Below are 22,242 nucleotides of genomic sequence, written 5' to 3'. Positions count from 1 at the left end.
TCTTGTTGCCATGGAGCCTGTGATGCGCAGCGGCCCTCTTTCCGTTCTGATCGTGTCCACTGGCGGGACAATTTCCAAGCGTTATGTAGAAGCCACCGGGGCACTGGACCCGCATCCTGACTGGTTAGCAGCGCTTGGTCCGCGACTGCGCCTGCCGCAGACGGAGATCACCATGGTGCAGCCGGTGCTGAAGGACAGTCTGGACTTCACCGACGCGGATCGTGATGCGGTTGCAGATGCGGTTTTTGGTGCGGAGAGCCGCTTTGGCGGCATTCTTGTCACTCATGGCACCGATACGGTGCGCGAGACGATGCGTCACCTGGAAGCCCGCGTCGCGGCCGGAAAAGCCGTCCTGACGCGCCCCGTCGTGTTTACGGGGGCCATGGCGCCCCTGCATATTGATGGCTCGGATGCCGTGCAGAACCTGTCAGCGGCGCTGACGGCGCTGCGCCTGCTGCCACCCGGGCTGCATCTTGCATTCCATGATCAGGTTCTGAGCGGCACGCAGTTCGAAAAAGATCGGACGATCGGCACGTTTCGCCAGCTTTGAAGGCTAGGCGGCTGTCCGGACAGAAGACCCGCGGGTAATCTGACGGCCACTGAGCACGATTTTGCGCACCGGTTGATCCGGATCACGCAAGCGGCTGAACAGCATATCCATCGCCATGCGCCCGATTTCCTCGACCGGCTGGGCCATGACGGTCATGCCTGGTCCGACCAGTTCGGTCCAGTGATCATTATCGAATCCGGCCAGCCCCAGCTGCTGGGGAATCGACAGGCCGAGCGAGCGGGCGGCACGCGTAACCCCCATCAGGGTCAGACTGTTACTGACCAACAACGCCTCTGGCGGATGAGGGCTGCTCAGCCAGGCATGGGCCGTCTGCTCGCTGTCCGGGATCGTGGCGGGAGACTGCCGGGATTCAAAAGCCAATCCCGCTTCACGCATTGCCTGTTCATAGCCCTCCCGACGTTCCACCGCCGTGGTACTGGCCATTCCGAACAGGCCGCCGATACGGCGATATCCATTTTGCAGCAGATGGCGGGTCAGGGTTCGGCTGGCCTCCCGGTTATCCAGCACCACGGAGTCCAGACAGCCGGCAGGGCCTTCACGGTCGATCAGAACCACCGGTAGCGAAGGCCGGTGTATCGCCAGACGGCTGATCGCAGGGAGAGTCGGGGCAAGGATCAGGCCGGTTGCACGCTCCTCTTCCATCAATTGCAGGTACATGGCTTCGCGTTCCGGATCTTCATCCGTATTGCACAGGATCACCCGCATGCCAGACGCAAAGGCAATCTGCTCGACCGAACGGCTGACAGCGGTAAAAAACGGATTCCGGATATCCGCAACAATCAAACCGATCGTCTGGGTATTGCGGGAGCGCAGACGGCGAGCCGACAAATTGGGGCGATAGCCGGAGCGGGCAATAGCATCCTCCACCTGCGCCTTCAGGGCTGCACTGACCTTGCCACCAGCCAACACGCGGGAGACCGTTGCAGGTGAAACACCCGCCGCCTCTGCCACGTCCTTGATACCGACGGCTCGCATTGTGGAGGAAGTTCCATCCACTGAATGGTTCAAGACTTTCTCCGTGGTTCTAACTGCGGACAAATCATCTGGAAAACGTTTTCCTTATTATATTTGGAACCTATCCGCATAAGCAACTTTCAGCAATTTTTTCGCAGGTGCAGCAAAGATAGAATGCAGCATAAATCAGTTTCACGAAATAAATTCTTTGACGTAGCTGTGAAAACGTTTTCATATAACCTTACACCCGGCTTATAGACCGGCCGTTCAAAATGGATTGGGGAGGACGCCGCGAGATGAATGCAATCGCGAGCGCACAGACCGCGCCGCGTGCCATGGTGCGCGTGGGAGCGGCGCCGGCAGACAAGCAGCAGGCGATTGAGGAAGTCGCCCAGCTTCTGGCTGCTGCCGGGCATGTTGATCCCGCCTACACCGAAAGCATGCTGAAGCGGGAAAATGTCGCCAATACATGGCTCGGCCACGGCGTCGTCATTCCTCACGGCATGGTGGATGACCGCGCCATGGTGCGCACCGATGGCATCGCGGTGCTGCAGGTGCCGCAAGGCGTCGTGTGGAATCCGGGACAGATCGCTCATCTGGTTGTCGGGATCGCCGCCCGATCTGACGCACATATCGCCATTCTCCGCCGCCTGACCCGGCTGTTGCAGGATGAGGAGCGTCTGAAAACACTGTTCCAGACTGGCGATGCCGCCCTGTTGCAAGCTGCCCTGAGCGAGGATGCACATCCTGCCGCCGTCAGCATGTCCTCTGATACGGTGATAACCGATCTCCGCCATCATTTTGAATGGAGCATCCCCTATCCAAGCGGCCTGCATGCAAGACCCGCTTCGGCGTGGGCTGAAACAGCAAAACGCTTCCGCGCCCGGCTTCAAATCAGGCATGATGCCGAAACTGCTGATCCGCGCCAGTTGATTGGCTTGCTGCAGCTTGGGCTGAAACAAGGCGACCGCATTACCGTCTCCGCCGATGGAGACGATGCAGAACAGGCCTTGCAGGCTCTGAAATCCACCATGGACGGCCTGACTGCCGCAGAACGCGCCGCCGCTGAAAAAGCCATCCGTGCTGCCCGGCCCGTCGCAGGCTGGACGCCACCCCATGCTCTGATGCGGATTGATGGCGTTTCCGCCGCTCCCGGACTGGCTATCGGGCCGGTCTATGTCCTGAAAGGGCAGAGCATATCCGTGACTGATCATCCGCAGGATCTGCGGGAGGGGGCGGACCGGCTGAATGAGGCATTGCGCGTCACGCGCGCGCAGCTTCATGCCTTGGCCGATGACGCGGGCCGCCGTCTGGGAGCCGCCGATGCCGCGATTTTTCAGGCGCAGGCAGGGTTGCTGGATGATACCGACCTGATCACCCGCGTCTGTCAGTTGATGGTGGATGGACATGGCGCCGCCTGGGCCTGGCATCATGCCGTCGAACAGACCGCCGAAGGTATGGCTGCACTCGGCAATCCGGTTCTGGCCGCCCGTGCGGCCGATCTGCGGGATGTCGGCAGGCGGGTTCTGGCCCAGCTTGATCCGTCCCAGGCCGGGGGATCGCTGCTGACCCTGCCGGATTATCCCTGCATCCTGGTGGCTGATGATCTCGCCCCTTCCGATACGGCGGGACTGGACCCGGAGCGCGTGCTGGGGTTGATCACGGCGCTGGGCGGCCCGACTTCCCATACTGCCATTCTTGCCCGGACGCTGGGCCTGCCCGCCATTGCGGCAGCCGGACCTGATGTGATGGAACTGACGTCGGGCAACATGGTCATTCTTGATGGCCGTGCCGGCGTGGTGCATCTGCACCCGGATGAGACAGCCATTGCCTCGGCACAGGACTGGTCATTACGCCAGACCGAGCTGCGCAATGAAGAAGCTGCGCAGCGGAGCCGCCCGGCCCGTACCACGGATGGTTATCACCTGACTGTGGCCGCCAACGTCAATCGCCCCGATCAGGTGGCTTTCGCGCTTGAACAGGGCGGTGAAGGTGTCGGCCTGATGCGGACCGAGTTCCTGTTTCTGGAGCGCGACCATGCCCCGGATGAGGAGGAACAGTTCGAAACCTACCGTGCGATGCTGGAGGCGCTGGATGGCAGGCCGCTGGTTGTACGCGCTCTGGATATTGGCGGAGACAAACAGGTGCCGCATCTGAACCTTCCGCACGAGGAAAATCCTTTCCTCGGCGTGCGGGGTGCCAGACTTCTGCTGCGTCGCCCTGATCTGCTGGAGCCTCAGCTGCGTGCGCTGTACCGTGCCGCCGGTCATGTCAGGCGCTGGCAGGCAGAAACGGAACCCGCCGCGGAAGCGCCACTGTCAATCATGTTCCCGATGATCACGTCACTGGCGGAAATTGCCGGCCTGCGTGCCGTCTGCGACCGGGTCCGCACCGCGTTGCAAGCTCCGGAAGTGCCATTGGGCATCATGGTGGAAGTCCCGGCGGCGGCTTTGCTGGCCGACCGAATCGCCCCCCATGTCGACTTCTTTTCCATCGGCACCAATGATCTGACACAATACGCACTGGCCATGGACCGGCAGAATTCCGGGCTGGCCGCGGAGGTGGACGGATTACACCCTGCCGTGCTCGCGCTGATCCGGCGCACGGCCGAAGCCGCCGCACCGCTGCGCCGCTGGGTCGGGGTCTGCGGTGGTCTGGCCGGTGATCCGTTCGGTGCGGCGCTGTTGGCCGGGTTGGGTGTTACCGAGCTGTCAATGACGCCCCGCGACATTCCCGGTGTCAAAGCCTGCCTGCGCCAGTACCGCATGGACGACCTGAAGGCATTGGCCGAGCGCGCTCTGGCCGCTTCCTCTCCGGCTGAAGTGAGAGCGCTGGAAACCACCTTCCATGCTGATACCGGCTTTGGAGAAGCCATATGAGCGCGATTCTCACCATCACCCTGAACCCCGCCATCGACGAAACGGTGGAGTTGACGGCCCTGCATCCCGGACAGGTCAACCGGGCCTTGGCTGCGGCCTCCTATCCCGGTGGGAAAGGGGTCAATGTCGCAGGCTGCCTTGCGGACTGGTTCGCGGCCAGAGATGAAAATGCTCCGCCCGTCAGAGCCTGCGGCATTCTGGGGGATGCCAATGATGCATTGTTCTCGACGTTTTTTGCCGAACGCGGGATCGAGGATCTGTTCCTGCGCGTATCCGGTCATACACGCCGCAACCTGAAACTGATCGATCATACAGCCGAAGAGACCACCGACATCAACACGCCGGGCCTGCCCTGCAATGATGAAGGTGCGGCGATCATCGCGCATATCTCTTCAGTGTCACAGGCCGGAGACATTGCCGTATTGGCCGGCAGTGTCCCCAGCGCAATGCCGCACGATATCTATGTCACGCTTCTGGACATGCTGCACCGTCAAGGTCTTCGCACAGTACTGGATACCAGCGGAGCCGCGCTGGGAGCTGTGCTGAACGAAGCGGAGACATTGCCCTTTTGTTTGAAACCTAACCGACATGAATTGGAAGAATGGGCGGGTACCCCGCTGGGCCATGTAACCGACCTCCTGCGTGCAGGGCGGGAGCTGACAGCGCGTGGCGTAACCCTCGCCGCTATTTCACTGGGAGCAGAGGGTGCCCTGTTTGTCACTGACGATCAGGCTGTCCATGTGCAGCATCCCCCCATGCAGGTGCTGAACACTGTTGGCGCGGGTGATGCGCTGGTTGCCGGGATTGTCACGGCACTGCATGACAATCTGCCACTGGAACAGCTGGCACGCCGCGCCGTGGCGCTTGCATCCGCCAAATTGACATTACCGGGCGCATCCCTGCCGGGACCCGATCTGGTGCTAACGCTTGAAAGCCGCCTGATCGTTCAGACGCTGCAAGATAATGCATGCCATTTCCGAAATACCGGCCATACCGCGGGAGTGTTGCCGTCATGACCATTCTCGCCATCATCGATGGACAGGCACGCCGCACACATGCAGTCCTGGCGGCCGAAGCACTGCGCAAAGCTGCCTCCAACCGTAACCGTAGCATTGAAATCGATCTGCGCGTCGTTGGCTCAGCATCACCTGAGCCCGACACACGCATGATCTCCACCCTGTTGCTGGTCGGCGAAGGTGAAAGCGATAGCACATATCTGGATATAGCAGACAAGCTTTCAGGTTTTCCAAAACATACGACTACATTGGATACTATTCTGGCTGATGCAGATCTTGTTCTGGATAATATTGGAGACGTACAAAGTTCACCCTCTGCATCACTGGATGGGAAACCTGCAAAGGGGGGCAGGATCGTTGCCATCACCTCCTGCCCCACTGGTATCGCCCATACTTTCATGGCCGCCGAGGGACTGCAACAGGGTGCTGCCGCGCATGGCTGCATGATCCGGGTGGAAACGCAAGGGTCGGTCGGTGCACGGGATACGCTGAGTGCTGAAGAAATTGCCTCTGCCGATCTGGTCATTATTGCAGCCGATACACAGGTTGATCTATCCCGCTTCAACGGAAAGCGACTTTTTAAAACCGGCACCAAAGCGGCCATCAGGGATGGAGCGGCCCTGATTACAGAAGCTTTTGAGCAGGCCGGCATATGGGGTCAGGACAACAGAGAGCAGGCTGCTCCCTCCACCTCCGACCGGTCGAAAGATAACGCCACGCCGCCCCGTACAGGCCCCTATAAACATCTGATGACCGGTGTTTCTTTCATGCTGCCAGTCGTGGTGGCAGGCGGCATTCTGATCGCCATGGCCTTCGCACTGGGCGGCGTTAATGTCACCGATGCATCGCAGGCAGGCACACTGGCACATGCGCTGTTTCTCATCGGTGCGAAATCGGCTTTTCCACTGATCGTGCCGGTTCTGGCAGGATATATCGCCTATTCTGTCGCTGATCGTCCCGGTATTGCTCCTGGATTGACCGGCGGCATGATCGCGTCCTCAATGGGCGCCGGATTTCTCGGTGGTATTCTCGCAGGGTTTATTGCTGGATACAGCACGGCTTTTTTCAATCGCTGGATCAAGCTTGGCCGTAATCTGGATGGTCTGAAACCGGTTCTGATCCTGCCCGTGCTCGGTAGTCTGGTAACGGGCCTCGCCATGATGTATGGCGTTGGCGATCCGGCAGCCCACCTGCTCTCTGCCCTGACGCATTGGTTGCAAACTCTTCAGGGCAGCAGTGCCATTCTTCTCGGTCTTCTGCTGGGCGGCATGATGGCAATCGACATGGGCGGCCCGATCAACAAGGCCGCCTATACTTTCTCCGTCGGATTGCTCGCCAGCGGGATCTATACGCCAATGGCGGCTGTGGTGATCGCAGGCATGACACCCCCGCTCGGTATGGCGCTGGCAACACGACTCTATCCAAACCGTTTTACCACGCAGGAAAGAGAGGCTGGTAAAGCTGCCAGCATTCTGGGGTTAGCCTTTATTACAGAAGGCGTCATCCCCTTTGCCGCCGCCGATCCTCTGCGCGTTCTGCCCGCCACAGCAGGGGGTGCCGCCATCGCCGGAGCCATCTCCATGGCCTGTGATGTGCAGATGCGCGTGCCACACGGGGGGGTGTTCGTACTGCCGATCCCCAATGCCATCAGCCACCCGCTCTGGTATCTGGCCGCACTCGCAGCCGGAACAATCATCACCGCCGTTCTGGCCGGGCTACTCAAGAAAAAACGCCCGAAAGAAGCCGTCCTGTAAAATCATTTCACATTCAGAACATTATGGCCATGCTCCGTTTTTTCATAGCTCTTTTCCTGTTGACGGCAGAACTGTCCCCGCTCGCTCCGGCGCTTGCTACCGAGCCGGACAAGCCGGTCACCCGTCACAGCGACCCCTGGCGGGTTCAGAAAAATAGCATTGGAGAAATCACGAGAGATACGACCCGGCTCGGCATTGATGCGACGCCGCATAATCTTCCCGATCATGTCGCACTTGCAAACGGAGTCGATTTCATCGCCGCCTATACGGCAGAAATGGCCGCCAATCCGGTGGGTGGAATCAAACAGGAAGCCGCTTATGCCGGGCAGATTCTGGCCGGTGCCGATTTAGACATGAATAAACTGGTCGGGCTGAGCGGTGTCAGTGTGCATATTGCTGTCACCAATCGTCAGGGCCGCAACCTGTCCCGCGATGCCATCGGCAACAGTACCTCCGTACAGGAAATCTGGGGTGGCGGCCAAACAACGCGTCTGACCCAGTTCACCATCGAGAAAAAAGCCTTCAATAACCGCCTTATTCTTGAAGCAGGCCGGAGCATCGCGAATACCGAATTCCTGTCATCACCATTTTATTGCCAGTTTCAGTCAAACTCTGCCTGCGGCAATCCCACTTTCGTATTCCGCACCAGCAGCCTGACATGGTGGCCTGTTTCCAGCTGGATGGGACGCGTCAAATTCTGGATGACCCCGCGCGTGTACCTGCATGCCGGTGCCTATGAAGTAAATCGGAGCTTTCAGGGCAATAACGATCATGGCTTCAACTGGTCCACAAACCGTGCCAATGGCGTGATGATCCCTTTCGAACTCGGATATGCTACAACTTTTGAAAATGACCGTCTGCCCCGTCATTACCAGATTGGTGGATGGTACGATGCCACGAACTACAATGATCCATCACGGGATACACAGGGTGGATATGTACAGGTCAGCGGCCTTCCGGCACAGTCGCTGTATGGCCGTTCAGGCGCCTATATCCGCTTTGACCAGATGGTATGGCGCCCAGATCATTCCGCCCGCGGTCTGACATTATTCGGCGTAGCCATGACCGGCTTGTCTGGTCGTTTGGCCGAGGATTATTTTCTGGAAGCTGGGATGGTAATGACAGCACCTTTCAAAAAGCGTCCTTATGATACGCTGGGTTTCATGATCAACAATCAATCCCTGAGCGGTGCGGCCCTTCAAGGCGTCAGCGAAGCCAGAACGCTGGCCGGGCTGCCACCTGGAACCAACCGCAATCAGGTCATGATGGAGTTGAACTACACGTTTCAGGCTCTGGAGACGGTGCGGATTACTCCAAACCTCCAGTATATCATCAACCCGGATCAGTTACGTTACCCGACCCGGCCAAAATCCATTCCGGATGCTTTTGTAGTCGGGCTGAAACTGACCGTCAGTATTGCTAATCTGGTCGATAACATGATCAAGGGGCATCCTCTGTGATGCCCTGACGATCCCGGTTGTCTGGCCCGGCGGCGCTGAATTCACGCCACAGATGGGTCACAGCCGCCATCAGTGCCGGGCCGAGAAAAAGGCCGAATAAACCCCAACACTCTACGCCGCCCAGAATACCGAGCAGAACCAGAATAAACGGCAGTCGCGTGGCCCCACCGATCAGGAACGGGCGCACGAAATGATCCGCAATGAACACGATCAGACAACCGTATCCGGCAATAATCGCAGCGGACAGGAGTGCACCATTCGCGGCCAGAAGCAGTGCCGCCAGCAGAAACGCCGCCGGTGCACCGAACGGGATCATGGCGGCAATAGCTGTGACGGCACCGAACAAAGTGGGATGGGGCACACCCGCAATGGCATAGCCGATACCGATCAGGATTCCCTCGGCCAGCCCGACCAGAACCAGCCCATCGACCGTACCATGGATCGAGGCGATCACCTGCCGTCCGACCCGTGCTCCATGAGGACCAAAAGCGCGGGCACTGGCACGGGAGAGCTGAGCCGTCAGCGTATCCCCATCACGGTACAGGAAAAACAGCGTCACCAGCATGAAGCTGAACAGGACCACACGATGTGCCAGCACGGCGCTCAGATGACGGCTGATCGCCACCAACTGGGAACGGTCGATATGTCTGGCGAGGCGGGCTGCTCCTTCACCACTGCCGAGATTATCCTGCCACCACTCCACCACCGGGCTGCCGAATGGCAGGGAGGACAGGGCTGATGGCACTGGAAGACCATTATGCAGCACATGCTCGACCCCGTCGATCACACCGCGCGCGTCATTGGCGACTTCAATCCCCGCCAGGGTCAAAGGCCCCAGAAACAGCAGCGTGACCGCCACGGTAAACAATAACGGCAGCAACACGCGTCCACCGCCCGGCCAGGCATTGCGCGCGCGTCGATAAAGCGGCCAGGTCGCAATGGCGAACACCGCGGCCCACGCCAGCGCAGGCATAAAACTGCCCAGCGTCCAGAGTGCACCTGCAGTAATGATCAGGGCAAGCACACAGAAAGCGATCTTCTGGCCGGGCCGCTGGTTGCCGCCATCCTCACAATCCTGCCGGATCACATCCTCTTCAGACCAGACGGGCTCTTCGGACCAGACGGGCGGAGAAGACGGAGAGAGGGGCTGGATCATGGATGACCTTCAATACGCTCAAAATCTCGGGTGGTGGCAGAATATGGCATACTCATTCAGCCGCGGCACGCAGGCCTGCGCCGGCCGCGAACGGACACAGGGACATCGCCACCACAGCAACAGCGCAGAGCAGTAGAAGATGCGGACGTGGGGAGAGACCTCCCGCCGCTGCATCGGCTGCCGCCGCGCCAAAAATCAGGATCGGCGTTGTCAGTGGCAGTACCAGCAGCGGCAACAGCACCGCGCCCCTGCGTGCCCCCAGCACCACCGAAGCCCCCATTGTGCCGAGCAGAGAGAGCGCCATCGTCCCCGGCAGCAATCCCGCAAGCAGAACCGGGACGATCTCCGGCCGCATGCGCAGCATCATGGCAAGTGGGCCGGCACAGAGCAGCAATGGCAGGCCAGTGACCAGCCAGTGGGCCACCGCCTTGCCCACTGCCACCCCGAAAGCCGGCAGGCCGGACAGCAACAGGTGGTCCATTGACCCATCCTCCTGATCCGCGCCGAGCAACCGTTCCAGCGGCAGCAACGCCGCCAGCAAGGCGCATACCCACACCACCCCCGGCGCCATCCGCGCCAGCATCTCCGGTCCCGGCCCGATCGCCAGCGGGAACAGACTGCCAGTCACGAAGAAAAACAGCAGCACGGCCAGCGTATCAGCCCCGTGACGCAGGGACAGACGCAACTCACGGGCCAGCAATGCCGCGATCATGACGTGATCATCCAGTTATCCCTAACCCCACTCATCTCCGGCCCACTCATCGCCGGCCCCCTCAATCGCGGCCTGCCCCGTTTGCGCAGCCAGTGCATGAGGATGCAGCGACAGCACACCCGCACCCGGCAAAGGCAGCGGCACATGAGTGGCCGCCATCACAACGCCCCCGCGGGCGCGATGCGCCCGCAACATATCACCGAACAGGGCAATCGACGCATCGTCCAGCCCCAGCGTGGGTTCATCCAGCAGCCAGACGGGAGTTTCCCTCAGCATCAGCCGCGACAAGGCCAAGCGCCGTTTCTGCCCTGCCGACAACATCCGGCCCGGCAGGGCCGACAGGGCCGACAGGCCTACTGCCTCCAGCGCGTTCAAAATGGCTTCCCGTCGTCGGCCACGCGGGTGCCATGACGCATCGAACAGCAGATTTTCCGCCGCCGTCAGCCCCGGCTTGACCGCATCCTGATGCCCGATATAGGTGACGATCCGGGCACGATCGGCAGGATCCGCCGGCAGAGGCTCCTCCTGCCACCACACGGTCCCCACGGCCGGGCGGACGAAACCAGCCAGCAGTCGCAGCAGGGTCGACTTGCCCGATCCGTTCGGTCCGATCAGGGTCACGGCATCCGGTGCCCCCTCTCCTGCCGGTCGCAAAGTGGCCGGCACGAGGGAAAAATCCAGATCGCGGAACACCAGACGCTCCGCCCGGAAAACTGCCAACCCCCTTGCAGTCAGCATCCCGCCAGGCCCATCTCTCGTGCAGATTTTATTGCTTTCACGCTGACGGCATCCCTGCATCCTTGTCCTGATGCTGCCTATGCTCTAAGCGGTGCCGTGTTGCAACGCAGCCATCCGCGGGGGCGGGCAGGCGTGCCATTGATGAGGCAAGCACTATGAAGTCAGTCGGTCGGGACACCCTGCAAACACGCCGGACATTATCTGTCGGCGGCAAGACCTACAATTATTTCTCCCTTCCCGAAGCAGCCAAGACAATCGGTGATATCAGCCGTCTTCCGGTGACGCTGAAAATCCTGCTGGAAAATGTCCTGCGTTTCGAGGACGGCACTTCCTACACCGTCGAGGATGCAAAGGCCGTCGTGCGCTGGGTTGAAAAAGCCTCCTCGACCGAGGAAGTTCCGTTCAAGCCCGCACGCATTCTGATGCAGGATTTCACGGGCGTTCCCGCCGTGGTGGATCTGGCCGCCATGCGCGACGGGATCACCCGTCTGGGTGGCGATCCGCAGAAAGTGAACCCGCTGGTGCCAGTCGATCTGGTGATCGATCACTCCGTGATGGTCGATACCTACGGCACGCCCAGCGCGCTCAAGACCAATGTCGATATCGAATTCGACCGCAATGGCGAGCGCTACAAGTTCCTGCGCTGGGGTCAGGAAGCGTTCGAGAATTTCCGCGTGGTGCCGCCCGGCACCGGCATCTGCCATCAGGTCAATCTGGAATATCTGGCACAGACCGTGTGGACCGCCGATGTGGATGGCGCGACCTATGCCTATCCCGACACCCTGTACGGCACGGACAGCCACACCACCATGGTGAATGGTCTGGGCGTGCTGGGCTGGGGCGTCGGCGGGATCGAGGCTGAAGCCGCCATGCTCGGCCAGCCCATCGCCATGTTGATTCCGGACGTGATCGGCTTCCGTCTGACCGGCCGCCTGCCGGAAGGCGCCACCGCCACCGATCTGGTGCTGACCGTCACCCAGATGCTGCGCAAGAAGGGCGTGGTCGGCAAGTTCGTCGAATTCTTCGGCCCGGCACTGGATCACCTGCCCGTCGCCGACCGCTCCACCATCGCCAACATGGCCCCGGAATACGGCGCAACCTGCGGCTTCTTCCCGGTGGACAAGGCAACCGTCGAATATCTGCGTCTGTCCGGCCGTGACGAAGACCGTATCGCCCTGGTCGAGGCCTATCTGCGTGCGCAGGGCATGTGGCGCGACGAGACCATGCAGGAGCCGATCTTTACCGACACGCTGGAACTCGACCTGTCTACCGTGCAGCCGAGCCTGGCCGGGCCGAAGCGCCCGCAGGACCGCGTGCTGCTGAAGGAAGCCGCCAGCGCGTTCAATACCGAACTGACCAAGAGCCTGGGCGTCGCCGCCGGTGACGTCGCCCGCAAGAGTGCCGTGAAGGGCAAGAACTACGAGATCGGTCATGGTGACGTGGTGATCGCCGCCATCACCTCCTGCACCAACACCTCCAACCCCTATGTGATGGTGGCCGCCGGTCTGGTGGCGCGGAAGGCCCGTGCGCTCGGCCTGACGCCGAAGCCGTGGGTCAAGACCTCCCTCGCCCCCGGATCACAGGTGGTGACGGAATATCTGGACCGTTCCGGCCTCTCCGCCGATCTTGATGCCGTCGGCTTCAACACCGTCGGTTATGGCTGCACCACCTGTATCGGCAATTCCGGCCCGCTGGACGACACCATCGTCGATGCGATCGAGGACGGAAAGCTGGTGGCCGTCTCCGTGCTGTCCGGCAACCGTAACTTCGAAGGCCGCGTCCATCCGAACGTGCGCGCCAACTACCTCGCCAGCCCGCCGCTGGTGGTGGCGTATTCCTTCCTCGGCAATATCCGGGAAGATATCACCACCGCTCCGCTCGGCACCGGCAAGGATGGCAAGCCCGTCTATCTGAAGGATATCTGGCCGACCACACAGGAAGTGGCCGATACGGTCCATGCCAATCTGACCCGCGAACAGTTCCTGTCCCGCTACGCCGAAGTGTTCAAGGGGCCGGAGCAGTGGCAGGCGATCGAGATCGATGGCAGCGCCGACACCTACAAATGGTCAGACAGCTCCACCTATGTCCGTAACCCGCCCTACTTCACCAACATCACCATGGAGCCGCCGGGTGTCGCCGATATTTTCGGCGCGCGTGAACTGGCCCTGCTGGGTGATTCCATCACCACCGACCATATCAGCCCGGCCGGCAGCATCAAGAAATCCTCTCCGGCGGGGCAGTATCTGCTGGAACGGCAGGTGCTGGAAAAGGACTTCAACAGCTATGGCGCCCGTCGCGGTAACCATGAAGCGATGATGCGCGGCACCTTCGCCAATATCCGCATCAAGAACGAATTGGCACCAGGCACGGAAGGTGGCGTCACCACCCATCAGCCCTCCGGCGAAGTCATGCCGATCTATGACGCCGCCATGAAATACAAGGCCGATGGTGTGCCGTTGATCGTCTTCGGCGGCAAGGAATACGGCACCGGTTCCTCCCGCGACTGGGCGGCGAAGGGCACCCTGTTGCTGGGCGTGAAGGCGGTAATCGCGGAAAGCTTCGAGCGTATCCATCGCTCCAACCTCGTTGGCATGGGCGTGCTGCCCCTGCTGTTCAAGGACGGCATGACGCGCCACACGCTGGGGCTGGATGGCAGCGAGACGCTGGACATCGTCGGGCTGGATGATCTGTCACCGCGTATGGACCTGACCCTGGTCATCCATCGTGCAAATGGTTCTGTCGACAAGGTGCCGCTGCTGTGCCGTGTCGATACCGCTGATGAAGTCAATTACTACAAGCATGGCGGCATTCTGCATTACGTGCTGCGCGGCATGGCCCGCGCGGCGTAAGAACACTCCGCCAGAGGCGGGTAAAAAGGCCGGACGGCACGACCAAATCATTCCCTGTCCGGGGAATGAGCATGGGAAAAGACCATGACGCGCCGTTACAGCCCTCTGCCTGCCTCCCTTTTATCGGCAAAGCCGCCCAAGGATCTTGGGCGGCTTTCGCTGTCTATGGATCCTTGGGCGATCAGCGTGGCCGAAGGCCTGCGCGCCGCTTTTGCCACCGCCCCATGGGTGGCTGCGAATGCATGGTTTGATCAGCCCCTCCTGCTGGAAGCCGCGCTGGGGGCGCTGCTGAGTTCCTACTGCGATCCAGGCGGCCCTACCAAGCAACGCATCAGGCCATTGTCGATTTTCGGAGTGCTGGGGGCGACAATCACGCTGCTGCTCGGCACGCTGGCTCCCTGGCCGGAGATTGCCATCCCTGTCGCGGGGATGATCGTCTTCATGACCAGCTTCGCAAGGATTTACGGTCTTTCAGCACAAAGTGTCGGCAATCTGCTGGGTGTTGTCGTCGCTCTCTGCATGGGGCGTGCCGCCATGCCGGATCACGATACCAGCCTTTTGGGTTGGGCCGGAGCCGCCGCCTTTCTCGCCGGCAGCTTGTGGACGCAGATGATCGCACTGGGGGTCTGGAACATCCGTCCGTTCATCCCGGCCAAACGCGCGGTCTCGGCCGTGTTTTCCTCCCTCGCTGATATGGTGGAGGAGATGGTGGAGGTGCTGTCCATATCCTCCTCCCAACTCCATTCCCCACTGGATGCACCATTGGCCGCCCCATCGGCCGATCACGACCATGTCCTTCTATGGTCCAACATGGCGCGCAGGCATCGCGCCCGGATCAGGGACATGATCGAACGGGCCCGCGGGCTGCTGGTCGATATGCGGCATCGGCGCGGTGTGGGGAGCGAACTAGGCACCATGCTGCTGGCGAGGCTGGAGGCAGCCGACCAGATCTTCGGCGCCCTGATCGCCATGAGTGACATTCTGGAGGCCGGAAAAGGCACCAGCCCTGTCACCGCTGCCTCCTCAACACGCTACGCGCATGCCGCCGTGTTCCTGCGCCGCCTTCGCCCTGTACTTTCGATGCTGGCGCGCCGTATACACAGCCAGACCGCTTTACCCGAACAGCGCCTGTCCCGCATCATTCCGGCCTTGACACGTGGACGAGCGGAAACCAACGCCACGCTGGCGGCTCTGGAAACCGTCATACAGGAGAGGTTGAGGGTCATTATCGCCGTTCAGACGCCCGCAACCCGTCTGCCCGGCGATGAGACGCGCCCTGCGACCGGGCGGGATGTCATTATGACTCCCTTGGCCTCCAATCTGGCATGGTCCTCCGCCATGCTGCGCCATGCCACACGCACCAGCCTGCTGGTGATGCTTGCGCTTGCCGCATGCTCCTTTCATCCGATGCCGTATCATCAGTGGCTGATCATCACCCTGATCGTGACCCTGCAACCGCACTACGCGATGACCATGCAGCGCACATTTGAGCGCGTGGCCGGGACACTGGCAGGCGGAGCATTGGCAGGCGTGCTGACGTTCCTGATCCATGGTCCGTTGGCAACCGCAATAGCGCTGTTTCCGCTGGCCGTTCTGGCCCTGTCACTTCGGCCGGCAAGCTATGCCCTGTTCATCGTCTTTCTGACGCCCATGATCGTGCTCTTGACCCAATATGAGCAGGGATCGGAAAATGACCTGCATATTGCCGCGATGCGGGCGCTGTTCACGGTGCTCGGCGGTTTAACGGCTCTGGTTGGCAATCTGCTGCTGTGGCCGAGCTGGGAACCGGGACGGTTGCATACCGCCTTGCGCCAGAGCATCAAGGCCCATGCGCATTATGCCAACCTGACCCTGTCCGCCCTGATCGGCGAAGCTCCACAAGATATGGCGCATCAGGCCAGACGTCAGGCCGGTCTCACCAGCAATAATCTGGAGGCCAGCCTGTCCCGCACCATGCTGGAACCGCGACGCTCCAGCATGGCAGCACGGATTGAACCGGTGATGTTGGCCGACACTGCCCTGCGTCGCATCGCCGGGCGGCTGAGCGTGCTGCATCTGGCCAGCAGGGACGGGATTGATCGGGATCAGTTAATCATCTGGAAAGACTGGATCGCCATGGCATTCAACCATATCGAAGCCCGTCTCGATGCCACCCGTGCCCCTGCAGTTCCGGTATCCTCTCTACCGCCACGGCCTGAGGTGGAGGAGAGCGCCGAGGCTTTACAGGAAGCCCTTCACCGTATCGCCGGACAGCTTGAACTCATGGCTGGAATCGACCGCAGGAACGAAAAAGCCACCCCGTTGGACGGAGCGGCTTTTCATCAGACCGGACAGGCTCATGCAGAACAGTCAGTTTCCTGAAGGCTTACTCACCTGACTGGCCCGGCACCGGATCAACCGCCGGGCGCGGCGCAGACGCATCTGGACGCGGCGCATCAACCGGACGGGTGCCATCGGTCAGCATCTGGATGCTGCCCGTGATCTGGCCACCATCCTCGACTTGCAGGCGGCGGCAACGGGCCGTGCCCAGCACCTTGCCGGAAGCCCGCACGATCAGGCTTGCAGTTGCAGTCAGGGTTCCGTCGATGGTTCCGGCGACTTCTGCGTCCTCAACCTCGACCTCACCCTTGAAAACGCCGCCCAGTGAAACGGACAGCTCGGTCGCGCGGATCATGGTCGCTTCGACCGTGCCTTCAACCACCAGACGTTCGGCATCCTGCACCGTGCCCTGAACGGAGATACCGCGGCCCACCACGAGCGTGCGACGCTCCGCCGTATCTTTGCCTGCCGGACGGCCTGAAGCTGCGGCAGCGGGTGCGCCAGGGCGGGGCGGCACAGCGGTAGAGGACGGGGTATTGGCGAAAGGCGCACGGCTCACGGCTTCGGCCTCCTTCTGATGGCTTGGTCGGAAAGGGGGAACACCGAAACCACTTGCGGCCTGCTGGCCGGGCGCGGCGCCGGATGGGGCAGGCGGTACGCCCAGACGAACCGGGCCGTCAGAGGATGACGTTCCCGCGCCCGGGGAAGCTCCCGCCGCTGATTTGATATCCCCAGCCTCGGGAGACTGGTCGTCGGGTTTGCGTCGCTTAAACACGTGCACTCCATCATTCTGGACGTCACGATTCGATTCGCTAACATGACCGGAGGAGCAGAACAACCCGCTTCCTCAATATGTTGCAGGACATTCCGCATACAGATCGATCCGGTCATGCCTGCTGTCCCGCTCTCAAAAGGCTCGGCGATGCATCATAATCCGGGCCAGAACATGCACCATGACGGCCGGCCCAAGGGCTGGGAGAAGCAGATTGACAGCCGGGATCATCCCGATGGCCGCAAGAATTCCGCCCTGCACGAGTATCGTGCCACGCCATGTGCGATAAAGACGTCTGGCATCAGCCCGGCTCATCCGGCGCATGGCGACACTGACGAACAGCCCCTGCCCCAGTGCCCAGGCGGAAACCAGCCATCCCAGTACAAATCCGGCCCCCGGCAGCAACAGAACCACAGGCAGCGTGATCAGACTGACCACCAGCACGCGCAGACCCAGCGCCAGACCGTCCCATATCTGCATCTGAAGTGGGGCCGGTGTGGCGGGCTGCCATTCCGGATACCAGCGACGCTCCACACAGATCGCCACCGTATCGGCAAACAACCCGCCGATCGCCGCACTGATCGGCACGAACAACCACAGGCCGAGTGCCGCAATCGCCATCGCTCCCACGATTCCGGCAAGCCAGTCCCATCCACCCCAATGGTCGCCCTGCCACCAATGCACGGGCAACCAGCCTGCCCCCTTGAAACCGAGCCACACCAACAGGCACAGCAGCAACAAGGCCCAGCCGAGAGACCGCATCACCACAGCCCGAAACGGCGCATCCTCCAACTGAGTGATCGCCCGCTGGAGCGGCTGGAGAACAGAAGCCTGGCCAGCAATGGACAATTGATCATCATTCATGGGCGGATAGTCCGCCGGAGAAGCCAATTTGACCAGACCGCCATTGTAGCAGGCCCCTCACGGTGATACCTGCGAGCGTCGGTATCGGGCAGGTCGCCCGCCACCCCTCGATGGACATTCTGGAGCCTCTCCGCATGACTGCACCCCGCTTCGACCTGCTCGGCATCGGTAACGCGATCGTTGATGTGATTGCGCTGACCGATGACACTTTTCTCAGCCGCCATGACATGCACAAGGGCAGCATGGCGCTGATCGACGCGGAACAGGCAGCCTCACTGTATGCGGCACTGCCCCGCGGCACGGAAGTCAGCGGCGGCTCTGCGGCCAATACCTGCGCCGTGGCTGCCAGCATGGGGATCAAGGTCGCGTTTCTCGGCAAAGTGGCAGACGATGCGCTGGGGGAGGCCTTCCGTCGCGATATCACGGAAACCGGTGTGCATTTCCCCACTCCCGGCCTTCAGGGCGGAGCGCCGACCGCACGATGCCTGATTGCCGTCACCCCGGACGGGCAACGGACCATGAACACCTATCTCGGGGCCTGCGTCACCTTCTCCGCCGAGGATGTGGATACGTCTTTGGTGGCTGATTCCGCCATCACCTATCTGGAAGGCTATCTGTTCGATCCGCCGGCTGCGCAGGCAGCCTTCCGCAAGGCCACCACTGCCGCGCATGAGGCGGGCCGGAAGGTAGCCCTCTCCCTGTCCGACGCATTCTGCGTGCATCGCCACCGTGATGATTTCCTCGCTCTGCTGCCGAACGTGGACATCCTGTTCGCCAATGAAACGGAGATCACCGCGCTGTACGAACGCAACACATTCGAGGAAGCCGCTGAACTGGCACGGCTTGACGTAGCACTCGCTGCCCTGACCCGCAGCGAGGCTGGCAGCGTCATTCTTCACGGCTCAGACACAATCCAGATTCCGGCTGTCTCCACGAAGGTGCTGGACACGACCGGTGCGGGCGATGCCTATGCAGCCGGGTTCCTTGCCAGCTTCGCACAGGGACAGGATCTGAAAAACTGCGGCCTCCAGGGCAGCCGGGCCGCGGCTGAAATCATCGCCCAGATCGGTCCGCGTCCCCTGTCCCGCTGATACGCTCCGTTATCGGAAGAAACCGTCAGCGCCTTATGCAGGCACTGACGGTTTGCGGGCGTACAGCACCCGCCAGAGCAATGCTGCCAGCAGCAATGTCAGAATGCCTGCCGTCAGCACGCTGGTCGGGGTCGCCCCCAAACGCTCGAACCATTGAGTCTGGAAATGGATCGCCCCGAAAATCGCGGCTGTGGTGATCAGCCAGCGGCGACCGCTCCATGCCCCCCATGCAGCCGCGGCCACCAGCACCAAGGCCCAGCCGATACTGAATATATCGGCGGACAACAGAACGACGCCCCTGTTATCGTTGAACAACATCCGGTCTTCTCCCCAGAGGGAGCCAACCCAGAAAGCGAAATTGACCATCAAGGCCGAACAACGGGCGGCGGCCAGCACCACGCCCTCCAGCACAGGCGCCACACGGGTCGAGGCGAACAGCAATGCAAGGCCAAGACCGGTAAACACCAGAATCGTCTGTGCCGGCCGTTCCACCCCCAACATATAGGTGGCATGCACATAAGCGAACGAGGTATCGAGCGAGGCTGCCAAAGCGAGAACGGCCAGAACGCTCAGCATCGCACTACGGGCGAACAGTGCTCCACCGGCACAGCAAAGCGCCAGCAGCAGCATTGAAGACGGTCCCTGGCCAATCCAGTAAAGGCTCATGCCGGTGGTCAACACGCCGAGCAAAGCGAAAATATCCGACAGAATGCCCCATTGCTGCGCCCGCTCATGCCGCAGCAACACCGCAGCCCCGATGGCAACCACCCCCATGAGCAGGCCCAGAAGCGGATCAGGCGCCAGCGCAAACAACCCGGCGCACACCGCAGCCGATCCGAAACCGACCAGCACGTTCACGAACAGAGACCCCGTCTGGACCTTGCCAAGCCGGATCAGCCTGTCCCGCTCCTCCGGTGTTATCTGCCCTTCCCGCAGCAGACGGTCGAGATCGAGCACGACTTTCATGGTCCTGTCCTTCTGATACGCTGATACGATCAGACCCCATAACAGGCGTCACGAACAATCATATGATCGTCAGCGCTTCCTGAGCGGCACGTCTTGCCTGATCAAGAGAAGTGGCCCGGATCGCCTTTTTCACACGCGGCACTGCTCCCGCCCCCATACTGAACTGCCGGAAACCAAGCCCGAGCAGAACAGGAATCGCTGCCGGATTACCCGCGATCTCGCCACATAGTGACATAGGCTTACCGGCCCGCGCCGCCGCAATGGCACAGGCGGCAATCAAGCGCAGCAAGGCCGGATGCAGGGGATCATATAGACCCGCCAGCCCGGCATCCCCACGATCAACGGCCAGCGTATACATCGCCAGATCATTGGTCCCGATGGCGAGGAAATCCGACTCCTGCGCCAATTCCTCCACAATCAGGGCCGCGGCTGGCGTCTCGATCATCGCCCCCAGCGGCAGGGCAGCCCCATCCCATGCCTCGTGCTGCAAAATCCGGGTGTAGATCGTGCGGGCCGTGCGCATTTCCTGCAAGGTCGTGATCATCGGCAGTAAAATACGCACGCGGCTTTCGGCCCTCACATCACGCGCTGCCCGTAAAATCGCCGTCAACTGGGTTTCCAGCAACTCGGGATGGGCCAGCAACAGCCTGATCCCCCGCAGACCCAGCGCCGGATTATGCTCCGTCTCGCTGCGCAACAGACCGGCGGTGCGAAGGGCCTCGCTTTCTTTCTCGCCCCCCCAGTCGAGCACACGGATCGTGACCTGTTCCCCTTCTGCCGCCGCGATCACATGGGAATAGGTTTCGATCTGGGTTGCGATATCGGGCAAACTTTCCCGGTTCATAAACAGGAATTCGGTCCGCAACAGTCCGATCCCACTGGCACCGGCCCGCACCATCTGGGGCAATTCAGCGGGGAGTTCGATATTTGCCTGCAACAGAACTGCCTCGCCATCCGTCGTCACGGCAGGCAGGCGGCTGAGCTGCGCCAGCACCAGCGCTTCCTGCTGATGGGCAGCGAGACCCTGTTTTGCCTGCTGGCGTGTGTGGTTGGACGGGTTGACCGTGACCACACCCTGATCTCCGTCCAGCACCATATCTACGCCCAGGCCCGACAAAGTCAGCTGCCTGATCGTATGCATCAGTGCCGGAACCCCCAGCACGGAGGGAAGCCCGAGCGCACGCAGCATGATCGCCACATGCCCGTCCGCACCGCCTTCCTCCGTCACCACGCCTGCGATCACGGCGGGGTCCAGCAGCGCTGCATCGGACGGGCGCAGCATCTCGCACACCAGCACTGCCCCGCGCGGTGCGGCCTTGAAGCTGCGGAACGGCGTGGAGGCAAGGGTGCGCAACAGACGCTGTCCCACCTCCTGAATTTCCGAGGCCTGGCGGGCCCGCATGGTGCGTTCGGCCCATTCCCCGCCGGGGGCCAGCACGGCGGCAACCGTCGCCTCGACCTCATCGACCACGGCTGTCGCGGCGGAGACCAGTGCGGTTTCGATCCGCCGATGCGCTCCTCGCACCAGACGGGAATTGGCAAGCATGCGCTGATACACGTCGATCAGCGCCGATAATTCCTCCTGCCCGGCCTCCGGCAGTTCCCGCAGCCCTTGACGCAGCTTTTCAAGCTGACGTCTGGATTCCTCTACCGCACGGCTGAGCTGCGCACGCTCATACTCCACCTCATGCGCGGCAATGGGCCGCCTTTCCTGCGGAGCCTCGATTTCCACCACCCCGAAAACCGGGCCGATGGCAATGCCGGGGCTGACGCCGATCCCTTCCAACCGAATATCCTGCCCCAGACCAGACGGCCCGGCAGAAGGCGAATCAGCAGAACATGGACCCGCCAGAGGCGGCTCAATCTGTTTCATGGAAACCAGCCTCGACCAGCTCGGTCAGCGCTTCCAGCGCTTCCTTGGCATCCCAGCCCTCGACCCGAAGCTCGATTTCCGAATCCTTGCCCGCACCCAGCATCATCAATCCCATAATGGAGCGGGCAGAGACGAACTGCCCATCTTTCCCCACTTCCACCGAAGCCCCGAAACGTTCTGCCAGCGTGACGAATTTGGCAGCTGCACGGGCATGCAGGCCGCGCCGGTTGCAGACAGTCAGGCGGCGGCTGAGCACAGAGTTTTCCAT

General features: G+C 61.4%; 17 protein-coding genes. 8 read left to right on the top strand and 9 right to left on the bottom strand.

Annotated features, from left to right (window positions below):
- Positions 1-22 precede the first annotated feature (22 nt).
- Positions 23-550: an asparaginase domain-containing protein gene (locus GBCGDNIH1_RS14495; protein ID WP_025285968.1), complete on the top strand. Its 528-nt coding sequence runs from the start codon at positions 23-25 to the stop codon at positions 548-550.
- Positions 551-553: 3 nt separating this feature from the next.
- Here GBCGDNIH1_RS14495 and GBCGDNIH1_RS14490 read toward each other — a convergent pair whose 3' ends face one another.
- Complete coding sequence (locus tag GBCGDNIH1_RS14490) at positions 554-1,546, bottom strand: LacI family DNA-binding transcriptional regulator (protein ID WP_025318169.1); 993 nt, start codon at positions 1,544-1,546, stop codon at positions 554-556.
- A 275-nt stretch (positions 1,547-1,821) separates the two neighbouring features.
- On the opposite strand from GBCGDNIH1_RS14490, the gene ptsP (GBCGDNIH1_RS14485) reads away from it, so the two are divergent.
- The 4 genes from ptsP (GBCGDNIH1_RS14485) to GBCGDNIH1_RS14470 are packed head-to-tail and all read left to right on the top strand — an operon-like array spanning position 1,822 to position 8,634.
- Positions 1,822-4,404, top strand: a complete 2,583-nt coding sequence (gene ptsP, locus GBCGDNIH1_RS14485; protein WP_050748384.1) for a phosphoenolpyruvate--protein phosphotransferase — start codon at positions 1,822-1,824, stop codon at positions 4,402-4,404.
- Positions 4,401-5,420 carry a 1-phosphofructokinase family hexose kinase gene (locus GBCGDNIH1_RS14480; RefSeq protein WP_011631119.1) on the top strand — a complete coding sequence of 340 codons (1,020 nt, stop codon included), beginning with the start codon at positions 4,401-4,403 and terminating at the stop codon, positions 5,418-5,420. The genes ptsP (GBCGDNIH1_RS14485) and GBCGDNIH1_RS14480 overlap by 4 nt, the downstream gene beginning before the upstream one ends.
- On the top strand, positions 5,417-7,174 hold the full coding sequence (locus GBCGDNIH1_RS14475; RefSeq protein ID WP_011631118.1) for a PTS fructose transporter subunit IIC: 1,758 nt from the start codon (positions 5,417-5,419) through the stop codon (positions 7,172-7,174). Before GBCGDNIH1_RS14480 ends, GBCGDNIH1_RS14475 begins: the two co-directional genes overlap by 4 nt.
- 29 nt (positions 7,175-7,203) lie before the next feature.
- The gene (locus GBCGDNIH1_RS14470) at positions 7,204-8,634 is read left to right on the top strand and encodes a carbohydrate porin (RefSeq protein ID WP_157691967.1); all 1,431 of its coding nucleotides are present in this window, start codon (positions 7,204-7,206) and stop codon (positions 8,632-8,634) included.
- Here GBCGDNIH1_RS14470 and GBCGDNIH1_RS14465 read toward each other — a convergent pair.
- From GBCGDNIH1_RS14465 to ccmA, 3 genes are read right to left on the bottom strand one after another with little or no spacing between them, the layout of a single operon-like run.
- Positions 8,615-9,790: an AI-2E family transporter gene (locus GBCGDNIH1_RS14465; protein ID WP_011631115.1), complete on the bottom strand. Its 1,176-nt coding sequence runs from the start codon at positions 9,788-9,790 to the stop codon at positions 8,615-8,617. The genes GBCGDNIH1_RS14470 and GBCGDNIH1_RS14465 overlap by 20 nt on opposite strands.
- Positions 9,791-9,842: 52 nt before the next feature.
- Positions 9,843-10,502 carry a heme exporter protein CcmB gene (gene ccmB, locus GBCGDNIH1_RS14460; RefSeq protein WP_011631114.1) on the bottom strand — a complete coding sequence of 220 codons (660 nt, stop codon included), beginning with the start codon at positions 10,500-10,502 and terminating at the stop codon, positions 9,843-9,845.
- A gap of 21 nt (positions 10,503-10,523) precedes the next feature.
- Positions 10,524-11,240: a heme ABC exporter ATP-binding protein CcmA gene (gene ccmA, locus GBCGDNIH1_RS14455; protein ID WP_025318163.1), complete on the bottom strand. Its 717-nt coding sequence runs from the start codon at positions 11,238-11,240 to the stop codon at positions 10,524-10,526.
- 155 nt (positions 11,241-11,395) lie between these two features.
- Between ccmA and acnA the strand changes: the two genes are divergently transcribed.
- Positions 11,396-14,089 carry an aconitate hydratase AcnA gene (gene acnA, locus GBCGDNIH1_RS14450; protein WP_011631112.1) on the top strand — a complete coding sequence of 898 codons (2,694 nt, stop codon included), beginning with the start codon at positions 11,396-11,398 and terminating at the stop codon, positions 14,087-14,089.
- Positions 14,090-14,173: 84 nt separating this feature from the next.
- On the top strand, positions 14,174-16,450 hold the full coding sequence (locus tag GBCGDNIH1_RS14445) for an FUSC family protein (RefSeq protein ID WP_011631111.1): 2,277 nt from the start codon (positions 14,174-14,176) through the stop codon (positions 16,448-16,450).
- Positions 16,451-16,454: 4 nt separating this feature from the next.
- Here GBCGDNIH1_RS14445 and GBCGDNIH1_RS14440 read toward each other — a convergent pair whose 3' ends face one another.
- Both GBCGDNIH1_RS14440 and GBCGDNIH1_RS14435 read right to left on the bottom strand, forming a co-directional pair.
- Complete coding sequence (locus tag GBCGDNIH1_RS14440; protein WP_232449671.1) at positions 16,455-17,183, bottom strand: bactofilin family protein; 729 nt, start codon at positions 17,181-17,183, stop codon at positions 16,455-16,457.
- 132 nt (positions 17,184-17,315) lie between these two features.
- Positions 17,316-18,044: an EI24 domain-containing protein gene (locus GBCGDNIH1_RS14435; RefSeq protein ID WP_025318159.1), complete on the bottom strand. Its 729-nt coding sequence runs from the start codon at positions 18,042-18,044 to the stop codon at positions 17,316-17,318.
- A 134-nt stretch (positions 18,045-18,178) separates the two neighbouring features.
- On the opposite strand from GBCGDNIH1_RS14435, the gene GBCGDNIH1_RS14430 reads away from it, so the two are divergent.
- The gene (locus GBCGDNIH1_RS14430) at positions 18,179-19,135 is read left to right on the top strand and encodes an adenosine kinase (protein ID WP_043452655.1); all 957 of its coding nucleotides are present in this window, start codon (positions 18,179-18,181) and stop codon (positions 19,133-19,135) included.
- Positions 19,136-19,168: 33 nt separating this feature from the next.
- Here GBCGDNIH1_RS14430 and GBCGDNIH1_RS14425 read toward each other — a convergent pair whose 3' ends face one another.
- Genes GBCGDNIH1_RS14425 through GBCGDNIH1_RS14415 form a run of 3 tightly spaced genes read right to left on the bottom strand, consistent with a single transcriptional unit; the run spans position 19,169 to position 22,242 of the window.
- Positions 19,169-20,101, bottom strand: coding sequence for a DUF2157 domain-containing protein (locus tag GBCGDNIH1_RS14425; protein WP_011631107.1), 933 nt, complete (start codon positions 20,099-20,101; stop codon positions 19,169-19,171).
- A 58-nt stretch (positions 20,102-20,159) separates the two neighbouring features.
- Positions 20,160-21,974 (bottom strand): phosphoenolpyruvate--protein phosphotransferase, encoded by a 1,815-nt coding sequence (gene ptsP / locus GBCGDNIH1_RS14420; protein ID WP_011631106.1) that lies wholly within the window; start codon positions 21,972-21,974, stop codon positions 20,160-20,162.
- On the bottom strand, positions 21,961-22,242 hold the full coding sequence (locus GBCGDNIH1_RS14415; RefSeq protein ID WP_011631105.1) for an HPr family phosphocarrier protein: 282 nt from the start codon (positions 22,240-22,242) through the stop codon (positions 21,961-21,963). Before GBCGDNIH1_RS14415 ends, ptsP (GBCGDNIH1_RS14420) begins: the two co-directional genes overlap by 14 nt.

The organism is Granulibacter bethesdensis CGDNIH1 (assembly GCF_000014285.2).
In the GTDB taxonomy this organism is placed as follows: Bacteria; Pseudomonadota; Alphaproteobacteria; order Acetobacterales; family Acetobacteraceae; genus Granulibacter; species Granulibacter bethesdensis.
This window is presented reverse-complemented; position numbering and strand designations above follow the sequence as displayed.

Coding starts and splice junctions, on each gene's coding strand:
- ccmA (WP_025318163.1), bottom strand. CDS start 11,240: ATGCTGACTGCAAGGGGGTTGGCAGTTTTCCGGGCGGAGCGTCTGGTG.
- ptsP (WP_011631106.1), bottom strand. CDS start 21,974: ATGAAACAGATTGAGCCGCCTCTGGCGGGTCCATGTTCTGCTGATTCG.
- GBCGDNIH1_RS14480 (WP_011631119.1), top strand. CDS start 4,401: ATGAGCGCGATTCTCACCATCACCCTGAACCCCGCCATCGACGAAACG.
- GBCGDNIH1_RS14445 (WP_011631111.1), top strand. CDS start 14,174: ATGACGCGCCGTTACAGCCCTCTGCCTGCCTCCCTTTTATCGGCAAAG.
- GBCGDNIH1_RS14490 (WP_025318169.1), bottom strand. CDS start 1,546: ATGCGAGCCGTCGGTATCAAGGACGTGGCAGAGGCGGCGGGTGTTTCA.
- GBCGDNIH1_RS14465 (WP_011631115.1), bottom strand. CDS start 9,790: ATGATCCAGCCCCTCTCTCCGTCTTCTCCGCCCGTCTGGTCCGAAGAG.
- GBCGDNIH1_RS14475 (WP_011631118.1), top strand. CDS start 5,417: ATGACCATTCTCGCCATCATCGATGGACAGGCACGCCGCACACATGCA.
- GBCGDNIH1_RS14470 (WP_157691967.1), top strand. CDS start 7,204: ATGCTCCGTTTTTTCATAGCTCTTTTCCTGTTGACGGCAGAACTGTCC.
- ptsP (WP_050748384.1), top strand. CDS start 1,822: ATGAATGCAATCGCGAGCGCACAGACCGCGCCGCGTGCCATGGTGCGC.
- GBCGDNIH1_RS14495 (WP_025285968.1), top strand. CDS start 23: ATGCGCAGCGGCCCTCTTTCCGTTCTGATCGTGTCCACTGGCGGGACA.
- acnA (WP_011631112.1), top strand. CDS start 11,396: ATGAAGTCAGTCGGTCGGGACACCCTGCAAACACGCCGGACATTATCT.
- GBCGDNIH1_RS14415 (WP_011631105.1), bottom strand. CDS start 22,242: ATGGAAAACTCTGTGCTCAGCCGCCGCCTGACTGTCTGCAACCGGCGC.
- GBCGDNIH1_RS14430 (WP_043452655.1), top strand. CDS start 18,179: ATGACTGCACCCCGCTTCGACCTGCTCGGCATCGGTAACGCGATCGTT.
- GBCGDNIH1_RS14435 (WP_025318159.1), bottom strand. CDS start 18,044: ATGAATGATGATCAATTGTCCATTGCTGGCCAGGCTTCTGTTCTCCAG.
- ccmB (WP_011631114.1), bottom strand. CDS start 10,502: ATGATCGCGGCATTGCTGGCCCGTGAGTTGCGTCTGTCCCTGCGTCAC.
- GBCGDNIH1_RS14425 (WP_011631107.1), bottom strand. CDS start 20,101: ATGAAAGTCGTGCTCGATCTCGACCGTCTGCTGCGGGAAGGGCAGATA.